Source organism: Streptosporangium pseudovulgare, from assembly GCF_014648055.1.
In the GTDB taxonomy this organism is placed as follows: domain Bacteria; phylum Actinomycetota; class Actinomycetes; order Streptosporangiales; family Streptosporangiaceae; genus Streptosporangium; species Streptosporangium pseudovulgare.
Window position 1 is genome coordinate 24,183 of record NZ_BMQJ01000028.1, and the last position, 20,074, is coordinate 44,256.

Here is a 20,074-nt window from a genome sequence, read left to right on the forward strand (position 1 = left end):
GCGCCGCGGTCGCCCGCTGATGCGGTACGGGGGACTTCGATGACTGTGTCCAGACGCGAGATGATCACCGGATTGGGCGCGCTGACCGCCTCCTTCGCCGCGGCGGCCCCGCGGGGTCCGGAGCCGCCCGCCGCCCGGGGGCCGGCCACCCCGCTCCCCGGCGTCCCCGCCGGCCGCGCCCCGGACCGGACGGCCGGGGACGAACGCTTCTGGGGGGACGTCGCGCGGCGGTACCGCGTCAGCCCGGACTTCGTGAACCTGGAGAACGGCTACTACGGGATCATGCCCGAGCCGGTGCGCCTGGCCTACCACCGCAACGTGGACCTGCTCAACGAGCAGAACTCCCACCTGCTGCGCACGGACTACAAGGAGCGGGCCGATCGGATCAGGCGGCGCGTCGCCGCCCTCCTCGGTGTCTCCGCCGAGGAGATCGCCCTCACCCGCGGCGGCACCGAGGCCCTGCAGAACCTGATCGGCGGCTACAACCGGCTGCGGCCGGGCGACGCGGTGATGTACGCCGACCTTGACTACCACAGCGCCCGGTACGCGATGAACTGGCTGCGCGACCGGCGCGGCGTCACGGTCGAGCGGCTGGCGATCCCCGAGCCGGCGACCCGGCGGGCCGTGCTGGACGCCTACGCCGCGGCGCTGCGCGACCACCCGCGGGTACGGCTTCTCCTGCTCAGCCACATGAACAACCGCACCGGGCTGGTGACGCCGGTCAGGGAGATCGTCGAGATGGCGCGCGCCCGTGGTGCCGACGTGATCGTCGACGCGGCGCACTCGTGGGGCCAGCTCGACTTCACCCTCGGCGACCTCGGGTCGGACTTCACCGTGTTCTCCCTGCACAAGTGGATGGGGGCGCCGCTGGGCACGGGCTTCCTGCACATCCGGAGGGAGCGCCTGGCCGACATCGACCTCGCGTTCGCCGACGAGACCTATCCGGCCGGTGACATCCGATCGCGCGTCCACTCCGGCACCCTGGACGCCGCCGCCGTGCTCTCGGTGGACGCGGCCCTGGACTTCCACGACGCCCTGGGCGCCGCGGCCAAGCAGGCGCGGCTGCGCTTCCTGCGCGACCGCTGGGTCCACCGGGTGCGCGACATCCCGGGCATGGAGATCCTGACCCCGGAGGACCCGGCGATGTACGGCGCGATCACCGCCTTCCGGTTCGCCGGCCGTACCTCGGAGGCCGAGAACGTCGCGATCACCGACGACCTGTACAACCGGTACCGGATCTTCACCGTGCGCCGGGGCGGGCCCGTCCGGGGCGACTGCGTCCGGGTGACGCCGGCGCTCTTCACCTCGCGTGACGACGTCGACCTCCTGGCCACCGCCCTGCACGACCTCGCCCGGCGGCGGCGTCCCTGAGACGGGCTCCGGACGTCCGCGCCGGCGGACCGGGCGGATGCCGCCCCGGCGCCGCCGGGGCGGCATCCGGTGGGACCGTGTCCGGTGGGGGCGTGCCGGGAGACGACGGACCCGGGGAAGCCGCGTCCGGGGAGGTCGTGTCCGGTGGGGTCGTGTCCGGTGGGGTCGTGTTCGGAGAGAGCGGATCCGGGGAGGCGCCTTCCGGGGAGGCCGTGGAGCGCTCCGCCAGCCGCCCGGCCCGGTCCAGGGCGCGCACGGCCACCGCGCACCCGGCGCCGACCGCCGTCAGGCCGAGCCACGGCAGGCTGGGCAGGCCCACCGACCTGCCCAGGTCCAGCGCCCACCCCGACAGCAGGTTGCCCGCGGCGACGCCGAGGCCCGCCAGGGTGCTGTAGAGCCCGTAGCGGGTGCCCACCGTGTGCTCGGGACCGAGGGCGACGACGGTCGTCATCTCGAAGGGGTAAATGATCATCGTGGCCAGGCTGAGCAGCACCGCCGCCCCCAGCACGGGCAGGAGCAGGAGGACCTGGGCGGCGGCGGGCGGTGGAGCGGTGGCGGTGGCCGTCAGCGGCGCGGCCACTGCGAGCGGGACGAAGGCCAGGCCCATCAGGACGAGCCCCCGGGCGATGGCCCGGGACGGCCCCCAGCGCCGGCCCGCCCACGCCGTCACCCGGGCCTGCCCGATGACGGTCATGACGCCGGATACCACGAAGACGAGCGTGACCCCGAACTCGCCGGCCGTCACCCGCCGGACCTCCAGCGGCAGGCCGAGGTAGATCTGGAAGTTCAGCGCGTAGGAGCCGGCCATGGCCAGCGAGAACCGCAGCAGGGACCGGTCGGCGGCCACCTCCCGCCAGACCGCCCGCCCGCCGGCCGCCGTTCCGGGGGCGCCGGCCGTCCCCGGACCGCCTGGACCGGCCGGCCCGGCTCCCGCGCCCGGCGGCAGCGCCCGCACCTGGGCGACCGTGAGGACGGCGAACATCACCCCGGCGGTGAGGCAGACCAGGGTGAACGTCACCCCGTTGAGCAGCAGCCCGACCAGCGGCCCGATCAGGATGCCGAGCTGGCCGAAGGCGTTGAAGGCGGCGAACGCCTCGACCCTGCGCTCACCGGCCTCCCTGGCGAGATAGGCCCGCACCGCCGGGTTGAACAGCGCCCCGGCGAACCCGGTGAGCGCCGAGGCCGCCACCAGCGCGGGGACCGAGCCGGCCACCCCCAGCATCAGGAACGCCACGGCCCGCACCCCGCACCCCGCCACGATCACCGGCTTGCAGCCGAACCGGTCGGCGAGCGTCCCGCCGACCAGGAACAACCCCTGCTGGCTCAGGTTGCGGACGCCGAGGATGAGCCCGACCAGCGCGGCGGGCAGCGCCAGCGTCCCGGACAGGTGGCCCGCGAGGTACGGCATGAGCATGTAGAAGCCGGTGTTGATGGTGAGCTGGTTGACCAGCAGCAGCCGCACCGGCCGGTCGAAGGACCGGATGAGCGCCGGAGTGCCCGCCGTCGGCCTCCCCTCGGCGGCGCCGGTCACCGGTCCTCCCGGACGGCGCCCGCCGTCCCGGGGTCGTCCGTGACGGCGTCCGCCGGGCCGGGCGGGTCCGTGCCCGCCGTACCGGGCGGGGCGCCGGGCGGCGTGTCCGCGAGGGGATCGACCACGGTCGCGCACCGCGTCCAGCGGACCGGCTCGCGCTCCGCGGGGTGACCGATCTCCTCCGGGTCGGCGGCCGGCGGCGCACCGAGGAGGTCGTGGGCCGCGCAGTAGTCGTCGCTGAACACGGTGTCGAAGTAGCGGTGCGGCCCGTCAGGGAAGATCGCCGCCGTCCGCGTGTGGCCGGGCATCGTGCGGGCCAGCCACGACGCCACCAGGGCCACCGCCCCGACGCTCCAGCCGCCGGTGGCGTACCGCAGGGCCGCCAGGCGGCGGCACGCCCACACCGCCTCGGCCGGCGCCACCCAGTGCACCTCGTCGAACAGCTCATAGGCCACGTTGCGCGGGTGGATGCTGCTGCCCAGGCCCCGCATCAGCCGGGGACGGGCCGGCTGGCCGAAGATCGTCGAGCCCGTCGAGTCGACGCCGACGAGCCGCAGGTCGGGGTAGAAGCGGCGGAGCACCCGGGTGACACCCGCGCTGTGGCCGCCGGTCCCGACGCTGCACACCAGGACGTCGATCCTGCCGAGCTGGCCGGCGAGCTCGGTGGCCAGGCCCGCGTAGGCGGTGACGTTGTCGGGGTTGCCGTACTGGTCCGGGCAGTAGGCGTCCGGGTGCCCCGCCAGCAGTTCGCGCACCCGGTCCTGTCGCGCCCGCTGCCAACCGCCCACCGGGTGCGGCTCGGTGACGACGACGACCCGGGCTCCGTAGGCCGCGAGCAGGTGCCGCATCAGCGGCTCCATCCCCGGGTCGGTCACCAGCGTCACCGGGTGCCCGTGGACGATGCCGGCCAACGCCAGCCCCAGGCCGAAGGTCCCGCTGGTGGACTCCACGATGGGCGCTCCCGGTCGCAGCAGGCCCGCCCGGCGCGCCCGGTCCACGATGTGCAGGGCGGGCCGGTCCTTGATGCCCCCGGGGTTGCCGCCCTCCAGCTTCGCCCAGAAGCCGCGGCCCCGGCCGGTGACGATCTCCGGGATCCACAGGACCGGGGTGTTGCCGACGACGTGCTCCGGGGCGTGGCAGGTGTTCCCGGTGACCAGTCGGCCGGTCGGGAGCAGTGAGATGTCTGGTGAGTTGAGTGTGTAGGTCATGGTCCGTTTCCCTCGAACGTGATCCGGTGATCCGCCTCAGGGCACGCCGGAGGTACGGCCCGCGCCGACGGCACGGGCGACTGGGCGCGCCGACGGACCGGCTACACCCGGGAAACGGACTTGAGCAGGAGCAGGGCCGCCCCGGGAAGCGGGCGGACCGGACGGGAGGAGCGCCGCGCCGCCGGAACGGCCGGGGCTTCGGCGGCCACCTCGGCGACCGCGGTGTCGCCGGCGGCGCGGCCGGCGGGGAGCAGGACGCGGAGGGTGGTGATCGACGGTCCGGCCGCCGCCCCGCACAGCGTGTGGTCCTCGCCCGCGGGCAGCAGGGGTCGCAGGGGGCACGGGGTGCCGCCGCAGTACGCCACCGCGCCGGACACGGCGCGAGGGCGGGTGATCGCGTGGAAGCCGGACGCGGTCCGGGGGTCTGTGGCCCGGAAGTCGGTGACGGTCGGGGAGTCGGTGGCCGGTGCGGGGAGGGATTCGGCGGTGGGCCGGGATCGGGCGGTCGCGCTCCGGGTCTCTCCGGGACACGTCTCTCCGGAAAGGGCGGCCCGGAACCCGTGACGATGATGGTGGCCCGAGTGGGCGTGGGCCGAGTGGGCGTGGGAGCACAGCACGAGGTGCAGCAGGACGGTGGCACCGAGCACGGTCAGATACAGCGCGCGGAGGATTCCTCCGCGCCGCATGCACCGCCGTATCGATACGACCATGTCCAACAGCGTACGCTCCACTATGTAATGAATCGCTACGCAGAGTGACATTTGTAGAGAATGGTCGACCAGCGGAAATCGCGCGTCCCGCCGTACGGCGAGCATGAAAAAGCCCAGGCGGCCGGGCCCGGGCGGTGAAGAACCCGGCGCCCCGGAGACGCAGGATCCGGGGCGCCGGCAGCGGGTCAGTCGGAGGTGACCGCGTCCATCAGGTCACCCACCGGCGCGTCGGGCAGAGCCCGCGCCACGTCGGCCAGGGCGACCATCCCGACCAGCCTGTGTCCGTCGATCACCGGAAGGCGGCGGACCTTGTGCTTGGCCATCGTGCCGAGGATCTCCCTGGCATCGTCGTCGGCGCCGATGGTGACCGCCTCACCCTGGGCGAACTCACCGGCCCGGCAGGACTTCGGGTCCTTGCCCTGGGCCAGCACCTTCACCACGATGTCGCGGTCGGTCAGCATGCCCTTGAGCCGGTCGTCCGTGCCGCAGATCGGCAGGGAGCCCACGTCGAGGCGAGCCATCTTGGCCGCGGCATCGAGCATGGTCTCGTCGGCCCTCACGCACTCGGCGCTCGGCGTCATGATCTCGCGTGCGGTTGTCATCTCGCTCCTTTCTGTGCTCCGGAACCTCTGCGGCTACCCGGGAGCCCGCCGATGAAACCGGGACCGAATGAACGGGGCGGAAAGGGAGAGAAGCGATGCATGGGAAAGATTGCGCTGGTCGTGGTGGACATGCTGAACCCCTACGACCATCAGGATGCGGAACCGCTCGCCGAGAACGTCGCCGGGATCGTCGAACCCCTGGCCGATCTGATGCGCCGGGCACACGAACACGATGACGTCGAGCTGGTGTACGTCAACGACAACTACGGGGACTTCTCCGTGACCCGGGACGACCTCGCGGGGCGGGCGCTCTCGGGCCGGCGGCCCGACCTGGTCGAGCCGGTGCTGCCCCCGAAGGAGGCACCCTTCCTGCAGAAGGTGCGCCACAGCGCGTTCTACGGCACCTCCCTGGAGTACCTGCTGCACCGGGAGGAGGTCGAGACTCTGGTGCTGGCCGGCCAGGTCACCGAGCAGTGCGTCCTCTACAGCGCGCTCGACGCCTACGTGCGGCACTTCTCGATCAGGATCCCGCGTGACTGCGTGGCCGGCATCCACGCCGACCTGGCGGACGCCGCGCTGCGGATGATGGAGCGCAACATGGGGGCGAAGGTCGTGGCGGGGGAAAGGTGCCTGGAGGTCTGACGACCTCTCCGGCGCCGGTTCGGTGTGTGAAAGGCCCGACAGGTGAAACCCGATGTGTGAAAGCCCGGTGCATGAGGGTCCGGTGCATGAAGGCCCGGTGTGTGAGCCCGGTGCGTGAGCCCGGTGTGTGAAGCCCGGTGTGTGAAGGCCCGGTGTGTGAAGGCCCGGTGTGAAGGTCCAGTGCGTGAGAGTCCGGTGTGAAGGCCCGGTGCCGCCCGAGGAGGCGTCCTCCTCGGGCGGCGTCACCCCTCGACGCCGGTCGTGTCGTGGGCGGCCCCGACGGGCTTGGACTGCGTCGACCCGCGCTGGCGCAGGTAGACGGAGAGCACGACCATCGACAGCACGGCGAGGAACTCCGACTGCCAGTTCTGCAGTGTGCGGTTCCAGAAGTCGGCCGAGACGACGTACTCGCCCCAGCTCACCGGGTCCTCCAGCTGCGCGAGCTGCTGGGCGTTGTAGCTGGCCTGACCCGACACCGACTGGCCGAGCCATGACAGCAGGAAGACGGCCCCCATCACCAGGCCGAGGGAGTTGCCGTACAGCGACCGCCGCCACCCGGCCGCGGCGGCCCAGGCGGGACTGCCGGACTCGGCGTACCGGCCCGTCTTCTGCTCGGCGTCGCTCTCGCCGCCCTCCTCGCCCGGTTTCTTCGACTCGGTGGAGCCGCGCTGCACCAGCCAGACCGTCGCGAGGATGAACAGCAGGAACTGGAGGTACTCCGACTGCCAGTTCTCCGCGACGTCGGCGGTGAAGTCGGAGGAGGTCACGTAGGACACCCACGACAGCGGCGCGCCGCCCTCGGCGAGCCGCTGCTGGTTGGCGTCGGCGTTCCCGGCGAACGACTGCCCCACCAGGGACAGCAGGAACGCGGCGAGGAAGAACAGGCTCAGGGCGTTGTTCTTGACGAAGTTCTTCACGGCGCCTCCCTAACGCTGCAGAAGGCCGATGACGAGGAAATAGGCCAGGCCGATGCCGATCAGGACCAGGGTGACGGTGAACATGACGCGCATGTCAGGTCGTCACCTCGCACCGGTAGGGGAGCTCGCCTCGGGCCGTGCAGCCCGCGCCGCGCACCAGCCAGCCCTGGGGGAACCTGTGCAGGAAGACGGTGTCCCGTGACAGCCGTACCTGCGCCTCGTCGCCCCAGACCGCGGTGTCCACCGGCTGTCCGCCGGGCAGTTCGAGGTCCAGGATGGCGTTGGCGCACCTCTGGCCGCCGGTGCTCAGCCCCTCGGCCGCCGAGGGGGCCAGCAGCGAGCACGCCTGCTCTCCCTGGCGGTCGTGCACCGCGCCGTAGAAACGGGTGGCCGCCTGCTCGGCGGTTTCCCGTTCGGCGGAGGAACAACCGGTCAAAATCGCAACTAATGACATCAATGCCAATGAAATTGCTCGACTGTTCATCGGCTTCCTCTACCCCTCCGTTCCCAGAAGTCACCCCGGGACGGCTACGCCGTGTACGCGCGCCGGAACGTAAGGATGTGAGGCGCGTGCCCCCGGCGGACCGGCCGGGGGCCCGCCGGCCTCAGCGCACGCGGGGCAGCACCTCGCGGGCGTAGAAGTCGAAGAAGGCGTCCTGCTCGGGACCGATCTGGCTGATGTAGACCTCGTCGAAGCCCGCGTCCACGTATTCCTTGATCGACTGGATGTGCTTCTCGGGATCGGGACCGCAGGGCGTGGAGGCGGTGGCCTGCTCCTCGGTGACCATCTCCGCGAGCTGCTCGAAGTGCCGCGGCAGCGGCAGGAGCTGGGACGCCTCCCCCTGGATGCCCTGGGTCGGCCAGAGCCGGTGCACGGTCTTGCGAGCCTCGGCCTCGTCGGTGGCGTAGCAGACCTTCAGGCCGCTCTGGGTGGGCTTGCCCTCGCCGCCGGCCTTGTGGAACTGCTCCACCAGCTCGGCCGCGGGACCGGTGCAGATGTACCCGTCGCCGATCCGCCCGGCCAGCTCCACCGACTTCTTGCCGAAGCCGGAGACGTAGACGGGCGGCGGGCTGTCGGGCAGCGTGTACAGGCGGGCGTTGTCGACGTCGTAGTGGAGACCGCGGTGGGTGACCAGCTTGCCCGACCACAGCTCCCGCATGAGCTCGACCGCCTCCTCCAGCATCTCCAGCCGCTCGGAGGCCGGAGGCCAGCGGGACTCGATGATGTGCTCGTTCAGCGCCTCGCCGGTGCCGACGCCCAGCCGGAACCGGCCGCCGGTGAGCACGGCGCTGGTGGCGGCGGCCTGGGCGATGATCGCCGGGTGGATGCGGACCAGCGGGCAGGTGACGGCCGTGGTGATCGGCAGCGAGGTCGCCTCGGCGATGGCGCCGATGACCGACCACACGAACGGGCTCTGCCCCTGCACGTCCAGCCAGGGATGGTAGTGGTCGGAGATCCACAGCCCCTCGAAACCGGCCCGCTCGGCCAGCTTCGCCTGCCGTACCAGTTCCCTGGGGTCGTGTTCCTCGCAGGAGAGGAAGTATCCGAACCTGGTCATCGCCGCCTCCTCGGTGCCCTCGTTCCAGATCAGTGGCCATACCCAGGTTGACGAGGACAAACGGATCGGCCGGGAAAACGCCGGGCCGGGCCAGGCCGCGGCCGCCCTGCCCCGCCCTGCCCCCGTCCGGTCCACCGCCGGAACCCGGAGCCCGTCCGGGCTCCGGGTTCCGGGCTCCCGTCCCTACTCCCGCGCGCCGACCGCCTCCGCCGGGTGCCGGCCCAGGACGACGCGGGCCGGCAGCGCGGTGGCCGCGAGGGCGAGCAGGGCGGCCGCGCCGACCACCGCGAGATAGCCGAGCGGCGGGACGTACGGCGCCGTCGACCCCGTCATGCCCGTGCTGAACGCCGTGAGCGTCACCAGCGCGATGCCCGTCCCCAGCGCCACCGCGACCGCGATCGCGACCAGGGTCTCCAGCCCGAGCATCCGGCGCGCCTGCCGCCGCGTCGTGCCGACCAGGCGCAGCAGCGCCAGCTCGCGTGACCTCGCCGAGGTGGACATGGCCAGGGTGTTGACCACGGCGATCGCGGTGAACGCGATGATCAGGCCCATCGCGACGTAGTTCACCTCGGCGTTCGCCGGGCCGGCCCAGGCGGCTCCGGCCGTCTCCGCCACACCGGTGCCGGGAACGGCCCGCGCGAGATCCGCCCGGGTCAGAGAGGGCGCCGAGACCAGCGCGGTGCCGAGCGGGTCGTCCACGTGCCGGGCCACCAGCGCGTGGGAGAGCGTGAGGTCGCCGAACCCCAGCCCGCGGTGGTAGATCGCGGTGACGCGCAGGTCGGCCGGGGTTCCGTCGCCGAGCGTCAGACGGAGCCTCCCGCCCACCCGGACGCCGAGCCGTTCGGCCGCCGTACGGCTGACCGCGACCGCGTCCTCGCCGAGGCCGTCCAGCCGCCCGGCGACCACGCCCAGGTCGAGGGTCCTGCCGAGGCCCTCGCCGGTGACGCCCTGCGCGCCGTACTTCTCCAGGCCCACCCGCACCGAGGTGTGCAGCACCTCGGTGACCGCCTCGACGCCCGGGAGGCCGCGCATGGCCGCCGCCGCCCCGGAGGGCAGGTGCGGGCCGAGGACGTGCCCGGCCACGGTGCCGGCCGCCGCCTCCCGCCGGGCGGCGTCCTCCACGGTGGTCTGCGTGAACAGGATCGTGCAGGTCATCGCCACCATCAGGCTGAGCGGCGTGATGATCGAGGCCAGGCGCGGCGCGCCGGCCCGCAGGTTGGCCGCGGCCAGGTGGCCGCTCGCCCGGAAGGCCCGCAGCGGCGCCCCGACCAGGGTGGCCGCCACCCGCGCGACCAGCGGGCCGAGCAGCGCCACGGCGACCGTCCACACCAGCGCGGTGAGCATGGTGACCGGGCTCGCCGCCGCCTCGGTCGACAGGGACGACAGCACCAGCGTCAGCGCGACGCCGCCCCCGGCGCACAGCAGCCCGGCGACCAGCCTGCCCGTCGGCAGCAGCGCGGCCGGCAGCGTCACCTCGCCCAGTGCCTCCACCGGGCGGATCCGTACGGCGCGGCGGGCCGAGAGCCGGGACGCCGCCCACGCCGCCGCCACGGTCGCCGCGAGCGCCGCGAACGCCGGGAACGGGCTGACGACCAGCCGCAGGTTCGGCGGCATCGCGCCCAGCGCGACGAACCGGGAGCGCAGCCAGAATCCCAGGCCGATGCCGACCGCCGCGCCGACCAGCCCGGCCACCGCGCCGACCAGCAGCGCCTCGCCGCCCAGCATCTTCCGCACCTGGCCGGGAGTGGCCGCGACGGCCCGCAGCAGGGCGATCTCCCGCTGGCGCTGCTGGACGGACAGCGCGGACGTGCCGACGACGACGAGGATCGCCACCAGCAGCGAGGTGCCGCCGAGCGCGCCGCCGAGACTGATCAGCCGTACCCTCGCCTGCTCGGCGTCCGGGAACTCCACGACACCGCGCTCGTCCCCGGTGGCGGCGAGCGCCCGGACGCCGCCGGGGGCCGCGGCGGCCTCGCGCAGCGCCGCGGACACGTCCACCGCCGGAAAGACGCCGACGGCGCTGACCATGCCCGGCCGGCCGGCCAGGCGGCGGGCCTCGGCGGGAGAGAGGAACAGCGTCTCCCGGCCGGGCAGGTCCTGGGCGGTGACACCGGTCACCAGGTAGGTCCGGTCACCGGCCGGCGTCCGCACCGGCACACGCGCGCCGGGCCGCAGGCCCGCCCCGGCCTCCACGGCCACCTCTCCATCCGCCCGCGGCGCGCGGCCCGCGCTCAGGGTGAACGGGGTCAGCGCCGCCGACTCCCAGCCGTGCCCCTCGAAGGGGCGGCCGGCGACGTAGAGGGGGAACGTCACCTCGGTGACCACCCGCGAGACGCCGGGGAGGCGGCGCAGCCGTTCGGCCAGGGACACCGGAACCCACGCCCGCTCGGCCAGCGGCTTGGCCTTGGTCTTGGTCTTCTCCGCCGACTTGCTGATCGTCTCGCGGGCGAACCGGTCACCGGTGACGACCACCGGGGTGCCCGCGTAGCGCTCCGGGGCGACGCTCCCGCGCAGCCCCGTCTCCAGCAGCATGCCGCAGGCGCAGACCAGCGCGGCGGCGCAGAGCAGGGCGACGAACGCGCCCGCGAAGGCGGCCCCGCGGTGCCGGATCGTCCTCATCGCCAGAGAGATCATCACACCCACGCTCCCAGCCGGGTCATCCGCTCGGCCACCTTCTCGGAGGTGGGGGCCGCCATGGAGTCCACGATCCGGCCGTCCGCCAGGAAGAGCACCGCGTCGGCGTAGGAGGCGGCCACCGGGTCGTGGGTGACCATCACCACCGTCTGCCCCGTGCCGTCCACGATCTCCCGCAGCAGCGTCAGCACGTCCCGGGCGGTCATCGTGTCCAGCGCCCCGGTCGGCTCGTCGCCGAACACCACCTCGGGCCGGGTGACCAGCGCCCGGGCGATGGCGACCCGCTGCTGCTGGCCGCCGGACAGCTGGGCGGGCCGGTGGCCGGTCCGCCCCCGCAGACCCACCCGGGAGACGACCTCGTCCAGCCACGCCCCGTCCGCCCGCGTTCCGGCCAGCCGCAGCGGCAGCGTGATGTTCTCCGCCACGGTGAGCGCCGGGATCAGGTTGAACGCCTGGAACACGAAGCCGACCCGCTGCCTGCGCAGCTCGGTCAGGGCCGTCTCGTTCATCCCGGACAGCTCGGTGCCGCCGAGCCGCACCGAACCCGAGGACGGCACGTCCAGTCCCGCCGCGCAGTGCAGGAACGTGCTCTTGCCCGACCCCGAAGGTCCCATCACCGCGGTGAAGCTCCCGCGCGGGATCCCCACCGACACCTCGCGCAGGGCCGCGACCGCGCCCTGCCCCTTCCCGTACACCTTGCTCACCGCGTCCAGCCGCACCACGTCCGTCATGTCTTCAACCCTGGCGGCGGGGTGCGGCGCGGACCACGGAGGTGCTCACCGATCGGTCATGACCTCATCATGATCCGGACACTGGTAGACATATCCCTGTGATCCGCGTGATTCTCGCCGAGGACCAGCACGTCATCAGGGGCGCCCTGGTCGCACTGCTCGGCCTCGAACCGGACCTGGAGATCGTGGCCGCCGTCGACTCGGGTGACGCGGCCCTCTCCGCGGCCCTGGTCCACCGCCCGGACGTCGCGGTGCTCGACATCGACATGCCCGGTGCGCGCGACGGCCTGGCCACCGCCGCCGAACTGCGTGAGAGGCTGCCCGGCTGCCGCACCCTCATGCTGACCGGGCACGGCAAGCCGGGCCACCTGCGCCGCGCGCTCGGCGCCCAGGTGGACGGCTTCCTGCTGAAGACCGCGCCGCCGGAGGACCTGGTCGCGGGGATCCGCGCGGTCGCGGCGGGGCAGCGGGTGCTCGACCCCTCGCTCGCGGTCACCGCCTGGAACCTGGCCGACAACCCGCTGACCCCCCGGGAGGCCGACGTGCTGCGACTGGCGGCGAGCGGCGCCGACGCGGCCGAGATCGCGACCCGGCTCTTCCTCGGGGCCGGAACGGTGCGCAACTACCTGACCGCCATCGTGGCCAAGCTCAACGCCCGCAACCGCACCGACGCCGTCCGCATCGCCTCCGAGGCCGGCTGGATCTGACCCGTCCACCGTCGCGCCGTCCACCGGCCCCGGAACCGGCTTCCGGCCCTCGGCACCCCGGTCCCCGGAACCGGCCCTCGGCCCTCGGCCCTCGGCCCTCGGCCCTCGGTCAGTACGGTGCCCGCCCGGCGCGGTCGTCTCCGGCCGGGACGGCGGACGGCGCGACGACCGCCATGTCCCGGGGGACCGGTGCCCAGGCCGTCAGCTCGAACCGGTCGCCGTCCCGCGCCGTGCCGAGCCGCCCGCCCAGGGCCGCCAGGCGGGTGGTGAGGTTGCCGAGCCCGGCCGAGCCCGGCCGGACCCCGGCCCCGCCCGCACCGTCACCGCGCGCACCGCCCGTACCCGCGCCGCCACCGGTACCCGCGCCGCCACCGCGCGCGCCGCCCGTACCCGTACCGTCGTCACGCGCGCCGGGCCGTACATCCCCCGTGCTCGCGCCGACGGCGCGCCCGCCGGCCGCGCCGTCGTTGCGCACGCCGAGCCGTACGCCGCCCTCCTCCGCCTCCGTCGTGATCACGCAGTGCCGGGCCGCGCTGTGCCGCAGCACGTTGGTCACCGCCTCCCGCAGCACCGTGCCCAGCACGGCGTCCACCTCGCCGGGAAGCGCGCCGTGCGCGAGGGAGACCTCGGCGCGGACCCCCGCGGCGGCCAGCACCGACCGCGCCGTCTCCGCCTCGTCCGCCAGCGACACCGCCGCGCGCTCACCGGAGACGACCCGCAGGTCCGCCTCGGCCTTCCCGGTCATCACCAGGACCTCCGCCAGCTCCGCGCGGGCCCGCTCCGGGTCCAGCCGCCTGGCCAGCTCGCACCTGAGCAGGATCGCGGCCAGGCTGGAGCCGAGGAGGTCGTGCAGGTCGCGGGCGGCGCGCAGGCGCTCCTCGACCACGGCGGAGCGGGCCAGCCCCTGCCTGGCCTCCCGCAGCTCCCTGACCAGCTGGGCGAGCCTGACCAGCCCGTACACCACCATCCCGGTCACCAGCGTGCTCACCGTGAAGTTGACCGTCACCGGGACCGGCAGGCCGAGCAGCACCGCGGCGACCGCCGTGCCCGCCACCACGCACCCGGTCAACGGCCAGGCCACCGCCACCGGGAACGCGAGCAGGACCGGGCCGGCGAGGAATCCGGGCACGCCCAGCCACGCCCTGCCGAACACCGGGATCGGCGCGAAGGCCAGCAGCGCCATCACCGCGAGCGCGGCCATGTGCCGCCCGTTGACCGAACGGACCTGCATGACGACGATCACCGCGAGGCAGACGGCGGCCGGCGCGAACAGATGCGCGGGGACGGCCAGCAGCGCCTTGGCCGAGAACCCGAGCAGCACGGCGACCAGCAGCACGAGGGACAGCCGGTAGGCGCGCGGGTCCTCGGCGGGCGCGGACGGCCCCTGGTCCGCGGCCGGCGCGGGCAGCACGGTCTCGACGGTCAGCCACCCCTCGGCCGTCAGGTCCGCCGACAGGTCGCCACCCGCCAGCGCGGCCTGCCGGGCCGGCTCGGCGAGGCCCTCGTCGTCGGCCGTGCGGGCGCCGTCGTGGACGACGCGCAGCCGTACCGTCCCGTGTGCCGCGACGGTCTCGATCAGGCACTTCCTGACCGTGTTCTGCCGTACCGCCCCGACCACGACCTCGCGCAGCACGGTCGCGAGCAGCGCGCCGGCCGGGCCGAGCGGCTCGGTGTGTCCGGCCCGCACCTCCACCTCGGCGCCCACCGCCGCCAGCATCGCCCGGGCCGTCGTCACCTCGGGCGTCAGGGACGTGGCGCGGTAGCCGGCGGCGGCGGCCCTGGCGTCGGCCAGCGAGCGGCGGGCGGCGCCGACGACCTCGCCGAGCACCTCGCCGGCGTTCTCCGGCCGGTCGAGGGCGAGCCGGACGCCCCCGGCGATCCCGGCGAGCCCCCGGCCGATGCCGTCGTTCAGTTCGGCGGCGATGCGCAGCCGCTCCTCGGCCGCCGCCGCCATCGCCAGGGCCAGACGGGCGGCGTGCACCTCCTCCACCCGCTCGGCGAGCCGGGTGAGGCCGCAGATCACCAGCGAGACGAGCACCATGCTGATCACCGAGTCCGCCGGGCCGATGACGGCGGCGCTGACCGCCACCGGCACGGCCAGCGGCCAGGCGCGGGTCAGCAGCAGGGACCCGCCGACGAAACCCAGGATCCCGACGGAGGTGCCGAAGCCGAGCACGGCCGTGTAGCAGACCAGCGCCTGTACGGCCGGCAGCCACGGCCGTCTGAACCGCCGCAGGCCGGGCGACACGTGGACGAGCTGGAGCCCGAAGGCCACGGCGGCGAGCGGTGACCCCGCGAGGACGTAGACGGCCGCGAAACCGGCGAACGCCACGCCGGCGATCACCCGCGCCAGGCGTGGCACCGGAACCCGCGACATCCCGAACCCCCCGAGCCTTGGAACCGGAGCAAGCCTACGGCGAGCCCGCCGCCCGGCCGCCACCCGGCCGTCATCCCCCGCCGCCTCCACCATCCGCGCCACCCCACCGCCCGCGCCGAGGCGAATGTACGGATCGCGTCAATATCGCGGCAGACAACGTATGGAACCCGTCAAGAGCCCTAAAAACCCCCAAACACCGCGATTTCCTTGTTCTATGGCCGCCGTCCGGACGGCCGGAAGCAACTGAACGAATCCCTCGGGAGTGGAGATGGCCGACATCGTCTTCGTCGCCCTGACGATCGCGTTGTTCGTGATCCTCGGGCTCATCGTCAGGGCGGTGGAGCGCCTGTGAGCGCGGTCAACGCCACCGGTCTGGCGGTCGCCGTCGTGCTGGTGATCTTCATGGTCGCCGCCCTGCTCTTCCCGGAGCGTTTCTGACATGGCGGCCCTGTTCATCGCGTCCCTCGTCCTGACGCTGGCCCTGGTGCACAAGCCTTTCGGCGACTACATGTACCGGGTGTACACCGGCGACCGGCACACCCCGCCCGAGCGCCTGGTCTACCGGCTGATCGGCGTCCGCCCCGGCACCGAGCAGCGCTGGGGCGCCTACGCGCGCAGCCTGCTGGCCTTCTCGGCCGTCTCGCTCCTGGTCCTGTACGGCCTGCAGCGCCTGCAGGACAGGCTCTGGCTCTCCCTCGGCCTCCCCCCGGTGACCGACCACATCGCGTGGAACACCGCGGTCAGCTTCGTCACCAACACCAACTGGCAGGCCTACGCGGGCGAGTCCACCATGGGCCACCTGGTCCAGATGGCGGGCCTGGCCGTGCAGAACTTCGTCTCGGCCGCGGTCGGCATGGCCGTGGCGATCGCCCTGGTCCGCGGGTTCGCCCGCCGGAACACCGACACCATCGGCAACTTCTGGGTGGACCTGGTGCGCGGCGCCGTCCGCGTCCTGCTGCCGATCGCGTTCGTCGGCGCGCTGGTCCTGGTGGCCGGCGGCCTGGTGCAGAACTTCGCCGCCCCGCACGAGCTGACCACCCTGACCGGTGGCACGCAGAGCGTCACCGGCGGCCCGGTGGCCAGCCAGGAGGTCATCAAGGAGCTCGGCACCAACGGCGGCGGCTTCTACAACGCCAACTCCGCCCACCCCTTCGAGAACGGCACGAGCTGGACGAACTGGTTCGAGATCCTCCTGATCCTGGTCATCCCGTTCTCGCTCCCCCGCACCTTCGGCAAGATGGTCGGCCAGGTCCGCCAGGGCTACGCGATCCTCGCCGTCATGGCGACGATCGCCCTGGTCAGCGTCACGCTGACCAACGTCTTCGAGCTGGGGGGCGGCGCGACCGTCCCGCAGGCCGTCGGCGCGGCGATGGAGGGCAAGGAGGTCAGGTTCGGCGTCGCCGACTCGGCCACCTTCGCCGCCGCCACCACCCTGACCAGCACCGGCGCCGTGGACTCCTTCCACGACTCCTACACCCCGTTCGGCGGCATGATGACGATGTTCAACATGATGCTGGGCGAGGTCGCGCCGGGCGGCGTGGGCTCGGGCCTGTACGGCATGCTCGTGCTAGCCGTGATCACGGTCTTCGTGGCCGGGCTGATGGTGGGCCGCACGCCCGAGTACCTCGGCAAGAAGATCGGCTCCCGCGAGATCAAGCTGGCCTCGATGTACTTCCTGGTCACGCCGATCCTCGTCCTGGTCGGCACCGCGCTGGCCATGGGCAACGAGGCGGGCCTGGCGGGCCTGCTGAACGGCGGCCCGCACGGCCTCTCCGAGGTCCTCTACGCCTTCACCAGCGCGTCGAACAACAACGGCTCGGCCTTCGCCGGTCTCACCGTCAACACTCCCTGGTACGACGTGGCGCTCGGCCTGTGCATGCTGCTCGGCCGTTTCCTGCCCATCATCTTCGTGCTCGGACTGGCCGGGTCGCTGGCCCGGCAGACCCCGGTCCCCGAGTCGGCGGGCACCCTGCCCACGCACCGGCCGCAGTTCGTCGGCATGGTCGTCGGCGTGACGGTCATCCTCGTCGCCCTGACCTTCCTCCCCGCCCTGGCGCTCGGGCCGATCGCAGAAGGACTTCTCTCATGACCACCCAGGTCCCCGCACCGGCCCGCGGCGCGGCCCCCGGACGGAACGGCAGGGTCGGCGGCGGCGGCCTGCTCGATCCCCGGCGGCTTCTCGTCTCGCTGCCCAGCGCGCTGGTCAAGCTGAACCCCGCCACCCTCTGGCGCAACCCCGTCATGCTGATCGTGGAGATCGGCGCGGCGCTCACCACCGTCCTGGCGATCCTGGACCCGTCGTTCTTCGCCTGGGCCATCGTGGTGTGGCTCTGGCTGACCGTGATCTTCGCCAACCTGGCCGAGGCGGTCGCCGAGGGCCGGGGCAAGGCCCAGGCGGCGACGCTGCGCGCGGCCAAGCGCGACACGACCGCCCGCAGGCTCAGGAGCCGCGACTCCGCCGAGTGGGACGTCGTCGGCGCCCCGGAGCTGAGGCAGGACGACTTCGTCGTCGTCGAGGCCGGGGAGATCATCCCCGGTGACGGCGACGTCGTCGAGGGCATCGCCTCGGTGGACGAGTCGGCCATCACCGGCGAGTCCGCGCCCGTCATCCGGGAGTCCGGCGGCGACCGCTCCGCGGTGACCGGCGGCACCAAGGTGCTCTCAGACAAGATCATCGTGCGGATCACCCAGAAGCCCGGCGAGAGCTTCGTCGACCGGATGATCGCCCTGGTCGAGGGCGCCGACCGGCAGAAGACGCCGAACGAGATCGCGCTCAACATCCTGCTGGCCGCGCTGACGATCATCTTCCTGGTCGCCACCGTCACCATGCAGTCGTTCGCGATCCACTCCAAGAACATCAACCCGGGCGTGCCCGACTCCCTCGCGCTGACCGGCGACGGCGTCACCGGCGTCGTGCTCGTCTCACTGCTGGTCTGCCTCATCCCGACGACGATCGGCGCGCTGCTGTCGGCCATCGGCATCGCCGGCATGGACCGGCTGGTCCAGCGCAACGTGCTGGCCATGTCGGGCCGCGCGGTCGAAGCCGCGGGCGACGTCGGCACGCTGCTGCTGGACAAGACCGGCACGATCACGCTGGGCAACCGCCAGGCGGCGGAGTTCGTCCCGGTGACGGGCGTGACCGAGGAGGCGCTGGCCGAGGCGGCACAGCTGTCCAGTCTCGCCGACGAGACCCCCGAGGGCCGCTCGATCGTGGTCTACGCCAAGGACGCGTACGGCCTGCGCGAGCGCGGACCGGGCGAGCTGGTCAACGCCAAGTGGGTGCCGTTCACCGCGCAGACCCGCATGTCGGGCGTCGACCTCGACGGCCGGGAGATCCGCAAGGGCGCCGCGACCGCCGTGATGAAGTGGGTCCGCGACAACGGCGGCCACCCGACGGACGAGGTCGGCCACATCGTGGACGGCATCTCCGGCTCGGGCGGCACCCCGCTGGTGGTGGCCGACAGGGACCACGTGCTCGGCGTCGTCCACCTCAAGGACGTGGTCAAGCAGGGCATGCGGGAGCGGTTCGACGAGATGCGCCGGATGGGCATCCGCACCGTCATGATCACCGGCGACAACCCACTGACCGCCAGGGCGATCGCCGACGAGGCCGGGGTCGACGACTTCCTGGCCGAGGCGACGCCCGAGGACAAGCTCGCCCTGATCAGGAAGGAGCAGGAGGGCGGCCGGCTGGTCGCCATGACCGGCGACGGCACCAACGACGCCCCCGCGCTCGCCCAGGCGGACGTCGGCGTGGCCATGAACACCGGCACGTCGGCCGCCAAGGAGGCCGGCAACATGGTCGACCTCGACTCCAACCCGACCAAGCTCATCGAGATCGTCGAGATCGGCAAGCAGCTCCTCATCACCCGGGGCGCGCTGACCACCTTCTCGATCGCCAACGACATCGCCAAGTACTTCGCGATCATCCCCGCGATGTTCGCCGCGGTGTACCCGGGCCTGGACGCGCTCAACGTCATGCGCCTGGCGAGTCCGCAGTCGGCGATCCTGTCCGCGGTCGTCTTCAACGCGACCGTGATCGTGGCGCTGATCCCGCTGGCCCTGCGGGGCGTGCGGTACCGGCCGTCCAGCGCGTCGAAGCTGCTCTCCCGCAACCTCTACGTCTACGGCCTGGGCGGCATCGTCGCCCCGTTCGCCGGAATCAAGATCATCGATCTCCTCATCCAGTTCCTTCCGGGGATGTCTTAAATGGAACGCATGCCAGGCTGGATCCGCCAGCACCTCGCCGCCGTCCGCGCGGTCGTCGTCCTGACCGTCCTGCTGGGCCTCGCCTACCCGCTCGCGGTGACCGGCGTCGCCCAGGTCCTGCTCGGCGACAGGGCCGACGGGTCACTGATCGAACGGAACGGCCGGCCCGTCGGCAGCGCCGCCATCGGCCAGAGCTTCACCGACGCCCACGGCGACCCGGTCGGGAGGTACTTCCAGAGCCGCCCGTCGGCCGGCGGCTACGACCCGCTGGCCTCCGGGGCGAGCAACCTCGGGCCCGAGGACGTCGTGGACACCCTGCCGGTGCCCGGCGCCAAGGACGCCGAGGGCGGTCCCGACGAGGGACGGCGGTCGCTGCTCACCCAGGTCTGCGCCCGGTCGAAGGCGGTCGGCGAGCTGGAGGGCGTCAGCGGCGCCCGGCCGTACTGCACGGCCGACGGCGTCGGCGCGGTGCTCAAGGTCTTCCCGGCCGTCGGCACGCCCACCCGGGCGGTCAGCGTCAACCAGGCCTGTCCCGCCGCGCCGTTCGTCGCGGTCTACCGTGGTGTCAGGGTGGAGTGCGGCAGGCCCGGCGAGGACTACTCGGCCGGCCGTACCGTCCCGGTGCGGGGCGGGGCGGGGACGCCCGCCGTACCGGCGGACGCGGTCACCGCGAGCGGCTCGGGCCTCGACCCGCACATCTCGGTGGCCTACGCCGAGCTGCAGGCGCCCCGGGTCGCCAGGGAGCGCGGCATCCCCGTGGATAAGGTGAAGGCACTCATCGACGAGTACACCACGGGACGCGCGCTGGGCTTCATGGGCGAACCGGCGGTGAACGTGCTCCGGCTCAACCTGGCCCTCGACGAGGAGTAGTGATCG

At 73.2% G+C, this 20,074-nt stretch carries 17 protein-coding genes; 7 read left to right on the forward strand and 10 right to left on the reverse strand.

The features are described from left to right. The first annotated feature begins 39 nt into the window (after nt 1–39). Entirely contained in the window at nt 40–1,371 is a 1,332-nt protein-coding gene (locus IEZ10_RS34970; protein ID WP_189250795.1) for an aminotransferase class V-fold PLP-dependent enzyme, read from the forward strand. Here the strand turns inward: IEZ10_RS34970 and IEZ10_RS34975 are convergent. The 4 genes from IEZ10_RS34975 to IEZ10_RS34990 form a co-directional block, all read right to left on the reverse strand. Then, a complete protein-coding gene (locus IEZ10_RS34975) occupies nt 1,301–2,902 on the reverse strand; it encodes an MDR family MFS transporter (RefSeq protein ID WP_229811958.1) in 1,602 nt (533 codons plus the stop codon). The genes IEZ10_RS34970 and IEZ10_RS34975 overlap by 71 nt on opposite strands. Continuing rightward, nucleotides 2,899–4,110: a PLP-dependent cysteine synthase family protein gene (locus IEZ10_RS34980; protein WP_189250796.1), complete on the reverse strand. Its 1,212-nt coding sequence runs from the start codon at nt 4,108–4,110 to the stop codon at nt 2,899–2,901. The genes IEZ10_RS34975 and IEZ10_RS34980 overlap by 4 nt, the downstream gene beginning before the upstream one ends. A 101-nt stretch (nt 4,111–4,211) precedes the next feature. Continuing rightward, nucleotides 4,212–4,820 (reverse strand): hypothetical protein, encoded by a 609-nt coding sequence (locus tag IEZ10_RS34985; protein WP_189250797.1) that lies wholly within the window; start codon nt 4,818–4,820, stop codon nt 4,212–4,214. A gap of 185 nt (nt 4,821–5,005) precedes the next feature. Next, on the reverse strand, nt 5,006–5,422 hold the full coding sequence (locus IEZ10_RS34990; protein ID WP_189250798.1) for a CBS domain-containing protein: 417 nt from the start codon (nt 5,420–5,422) through the stop codon (nt 5,006–5,008). 99 nt (nt 5,423–5,521) lie between these two features. Here IEZ10_RS34990 and IEZ10_RS34995 point away from each other — a divergent pair, with 99 nt between their 5' ends. After that, complete coding sequence (locus tag IEZ10_RS34995) at nt 5,522–6,064, forward strand: cysteine hydrolase family protein (RefSeq protein WP_189250799.1); 543 nt, start codon at nt 5,522–5,524, stop codon at nt 6,062–6,064. A gap of 242 nt (nt 6,065–6,306) precedes the next feature. On the opposite strand, the gene IEZ10_RS35000 is transcribed toward IEZ10_RS34995, so the two are convergent. The 5 genes from IEZ10_RS35000 to IEZ10_RS35020 all read right to left on the reverse strand — a co-directional run bounded on the left by IEZ10_RS35000 (nt 6,307) and on the right by IEZ10_RS35020 (nt 11,905). Beyond that, entirely contained in the window at nt 6,307–6,981 is a 675-nt protein-coding gene (locus tag IEZ10_RS35000) for a DUF6766 family protein (RefSeq protein WP_189250800.1), read from the reverse strand. A gap of 94 nt (nt 6,982–7,075) precedes the next feature. After that, a complete protein-coding gene (locus IEZ10_RS35005; RefSeq protein WP_229811959.1) occupies nt 7,076–7,417 on the reverse strand; it encodes a hypothetical protein in 342 nt (113 codons plus the stop codon). Nucleotides 7,418–7,586: 169 nt separating this feature from the next. Then, complete coding sequence (locus IEZ10_RS35010; RefSeq protein ID WP_189250802.1) at nt 7,587–8,540, reverse strand: LLM class F420-dependent oxidoreductase; 954 nt, start codon at nt 8,538–8,540, stop codon at nt 7,587–7,589. Between the two features lie 183 nt (nt 8,541–8,723). Beyond that, nucleotides 8,724–11,174 (reverse strand): ABC transporter permease, encoded by a 2,451-nt coding sequence (locus IEZ10_RS35015; RefSeq protein ID WP_189250803.1) that lies wholly within the window; start codon nt 11,172–11,174, stop codon nt 8,724–8,726. After that, entirely contained in the window at nt 11,174–11,905 is a 732-nt protein-coding gene (locus tag IEZ10_RS35020; RefSeq protein WP_189250804.1) for an ABC transporter ATP-binding protein, read from the reverse strand. Before IEZ10_RS35020 ends, IEZ10_RS35015 begins: the two co-directional genes overlap by 1 nt. A 98-nt stretch (nt 11,906–12,003) precedes the next feature. Here IEZ10_RS35020 and IEZ10_RS35025 point away from each other — a divergent pair, with 98 nt between their 5' ends. Next, nucleotides 12,004–12,612 (forward strand): response regulator transcription factor, encoded by a 609-nt coding sequence (locus tag IEZ10_RS35025; protein ID WP_189250805.1) that lies wholly within the window; start codon nt 12,004–12,006, stop codon nt 12,610–12,612. A gap of 109 nt (nt 12,613–12,721) precedes the next feature. Here IEZ10_RS35025 and IEZ10_RS35030 read toward each other — a convergent pair whose 3' ends face one another. Continuing rightward, nucleotides 12,722–14,989 (reverse strand): sensor histidine kinase, encoded by a 2,268-nt coding sequence (locus IEZ10_RS35030; protein WP_189250806.1) that lies wholly within the window; start codon nt 14,987–14,989, stop codon nt 12,722–12,724. A gap of 348 nt (nt 14,990–15,337) precedes the next feature. Here IEZ10_RS35030 and kdpF point away from each other — a divergent pair, with 348 nt between their 5' ends. Genes kdpF through IEZ10_RS35055 form a run of 4 tightly spaced genes read left to right on the forward strand, consistent with a single transcriptional unit; the run spans nt 15,338 to nt 20,068 of the window. Then, nucleotides 15,338–15,427 carry a K(+)-transporting ATPase subunit F gene (gene kdpF / locus IEZ10_RS35040; protein ID WP_189250807.1) on the forward strand — a complete coding sequence of 30 codons (90 nt, stop codon included), beginning with the start codon at nt 15,338–15,340 and terminating at the stop codon, nt 15,425–15,427. Between the two features lies 1 nt (nt 15,428). After that, nucleotides 15,429–17,078: a potassium-transporting ATPase subunit KdpA gene (kdpA, locus tag IEZ10_RS35045; protein ID WP_189250808.1), complete on the forward strand. Its 1,650-nt coding sequence runs from the start codon at nt 15,429–15,431 to the stop codon at nt 17,076–17,078. Further along, nucleotides 17,075–19,198, forward strand: coding sequence for a potassium-transporting ATPase subunit KdpB (kdpB, locus tag IEZ10_RS35050; protein ID WP_189250809.1), 2,124 nt, complete (start codon nt 17,075–17,077; stop codon nt 19,196–19,198). The genes kdpA and kdpB overlap by 4 nt, the downstream gene beginning before the upstream one ends. Then, complete coding sequence (locus tag IEZ10_RS35055; protein WP_189250810.1) at nt 19,199–20,068, forward strand: potassium-transporting ATPase subunit C; 870 nt, start codon at nt 19,199–19,201, stop codon at nt 20,066–20,068. The last annotated feature ends 6 nt before the right edge of the window (nt 20,069–20,074 follow it).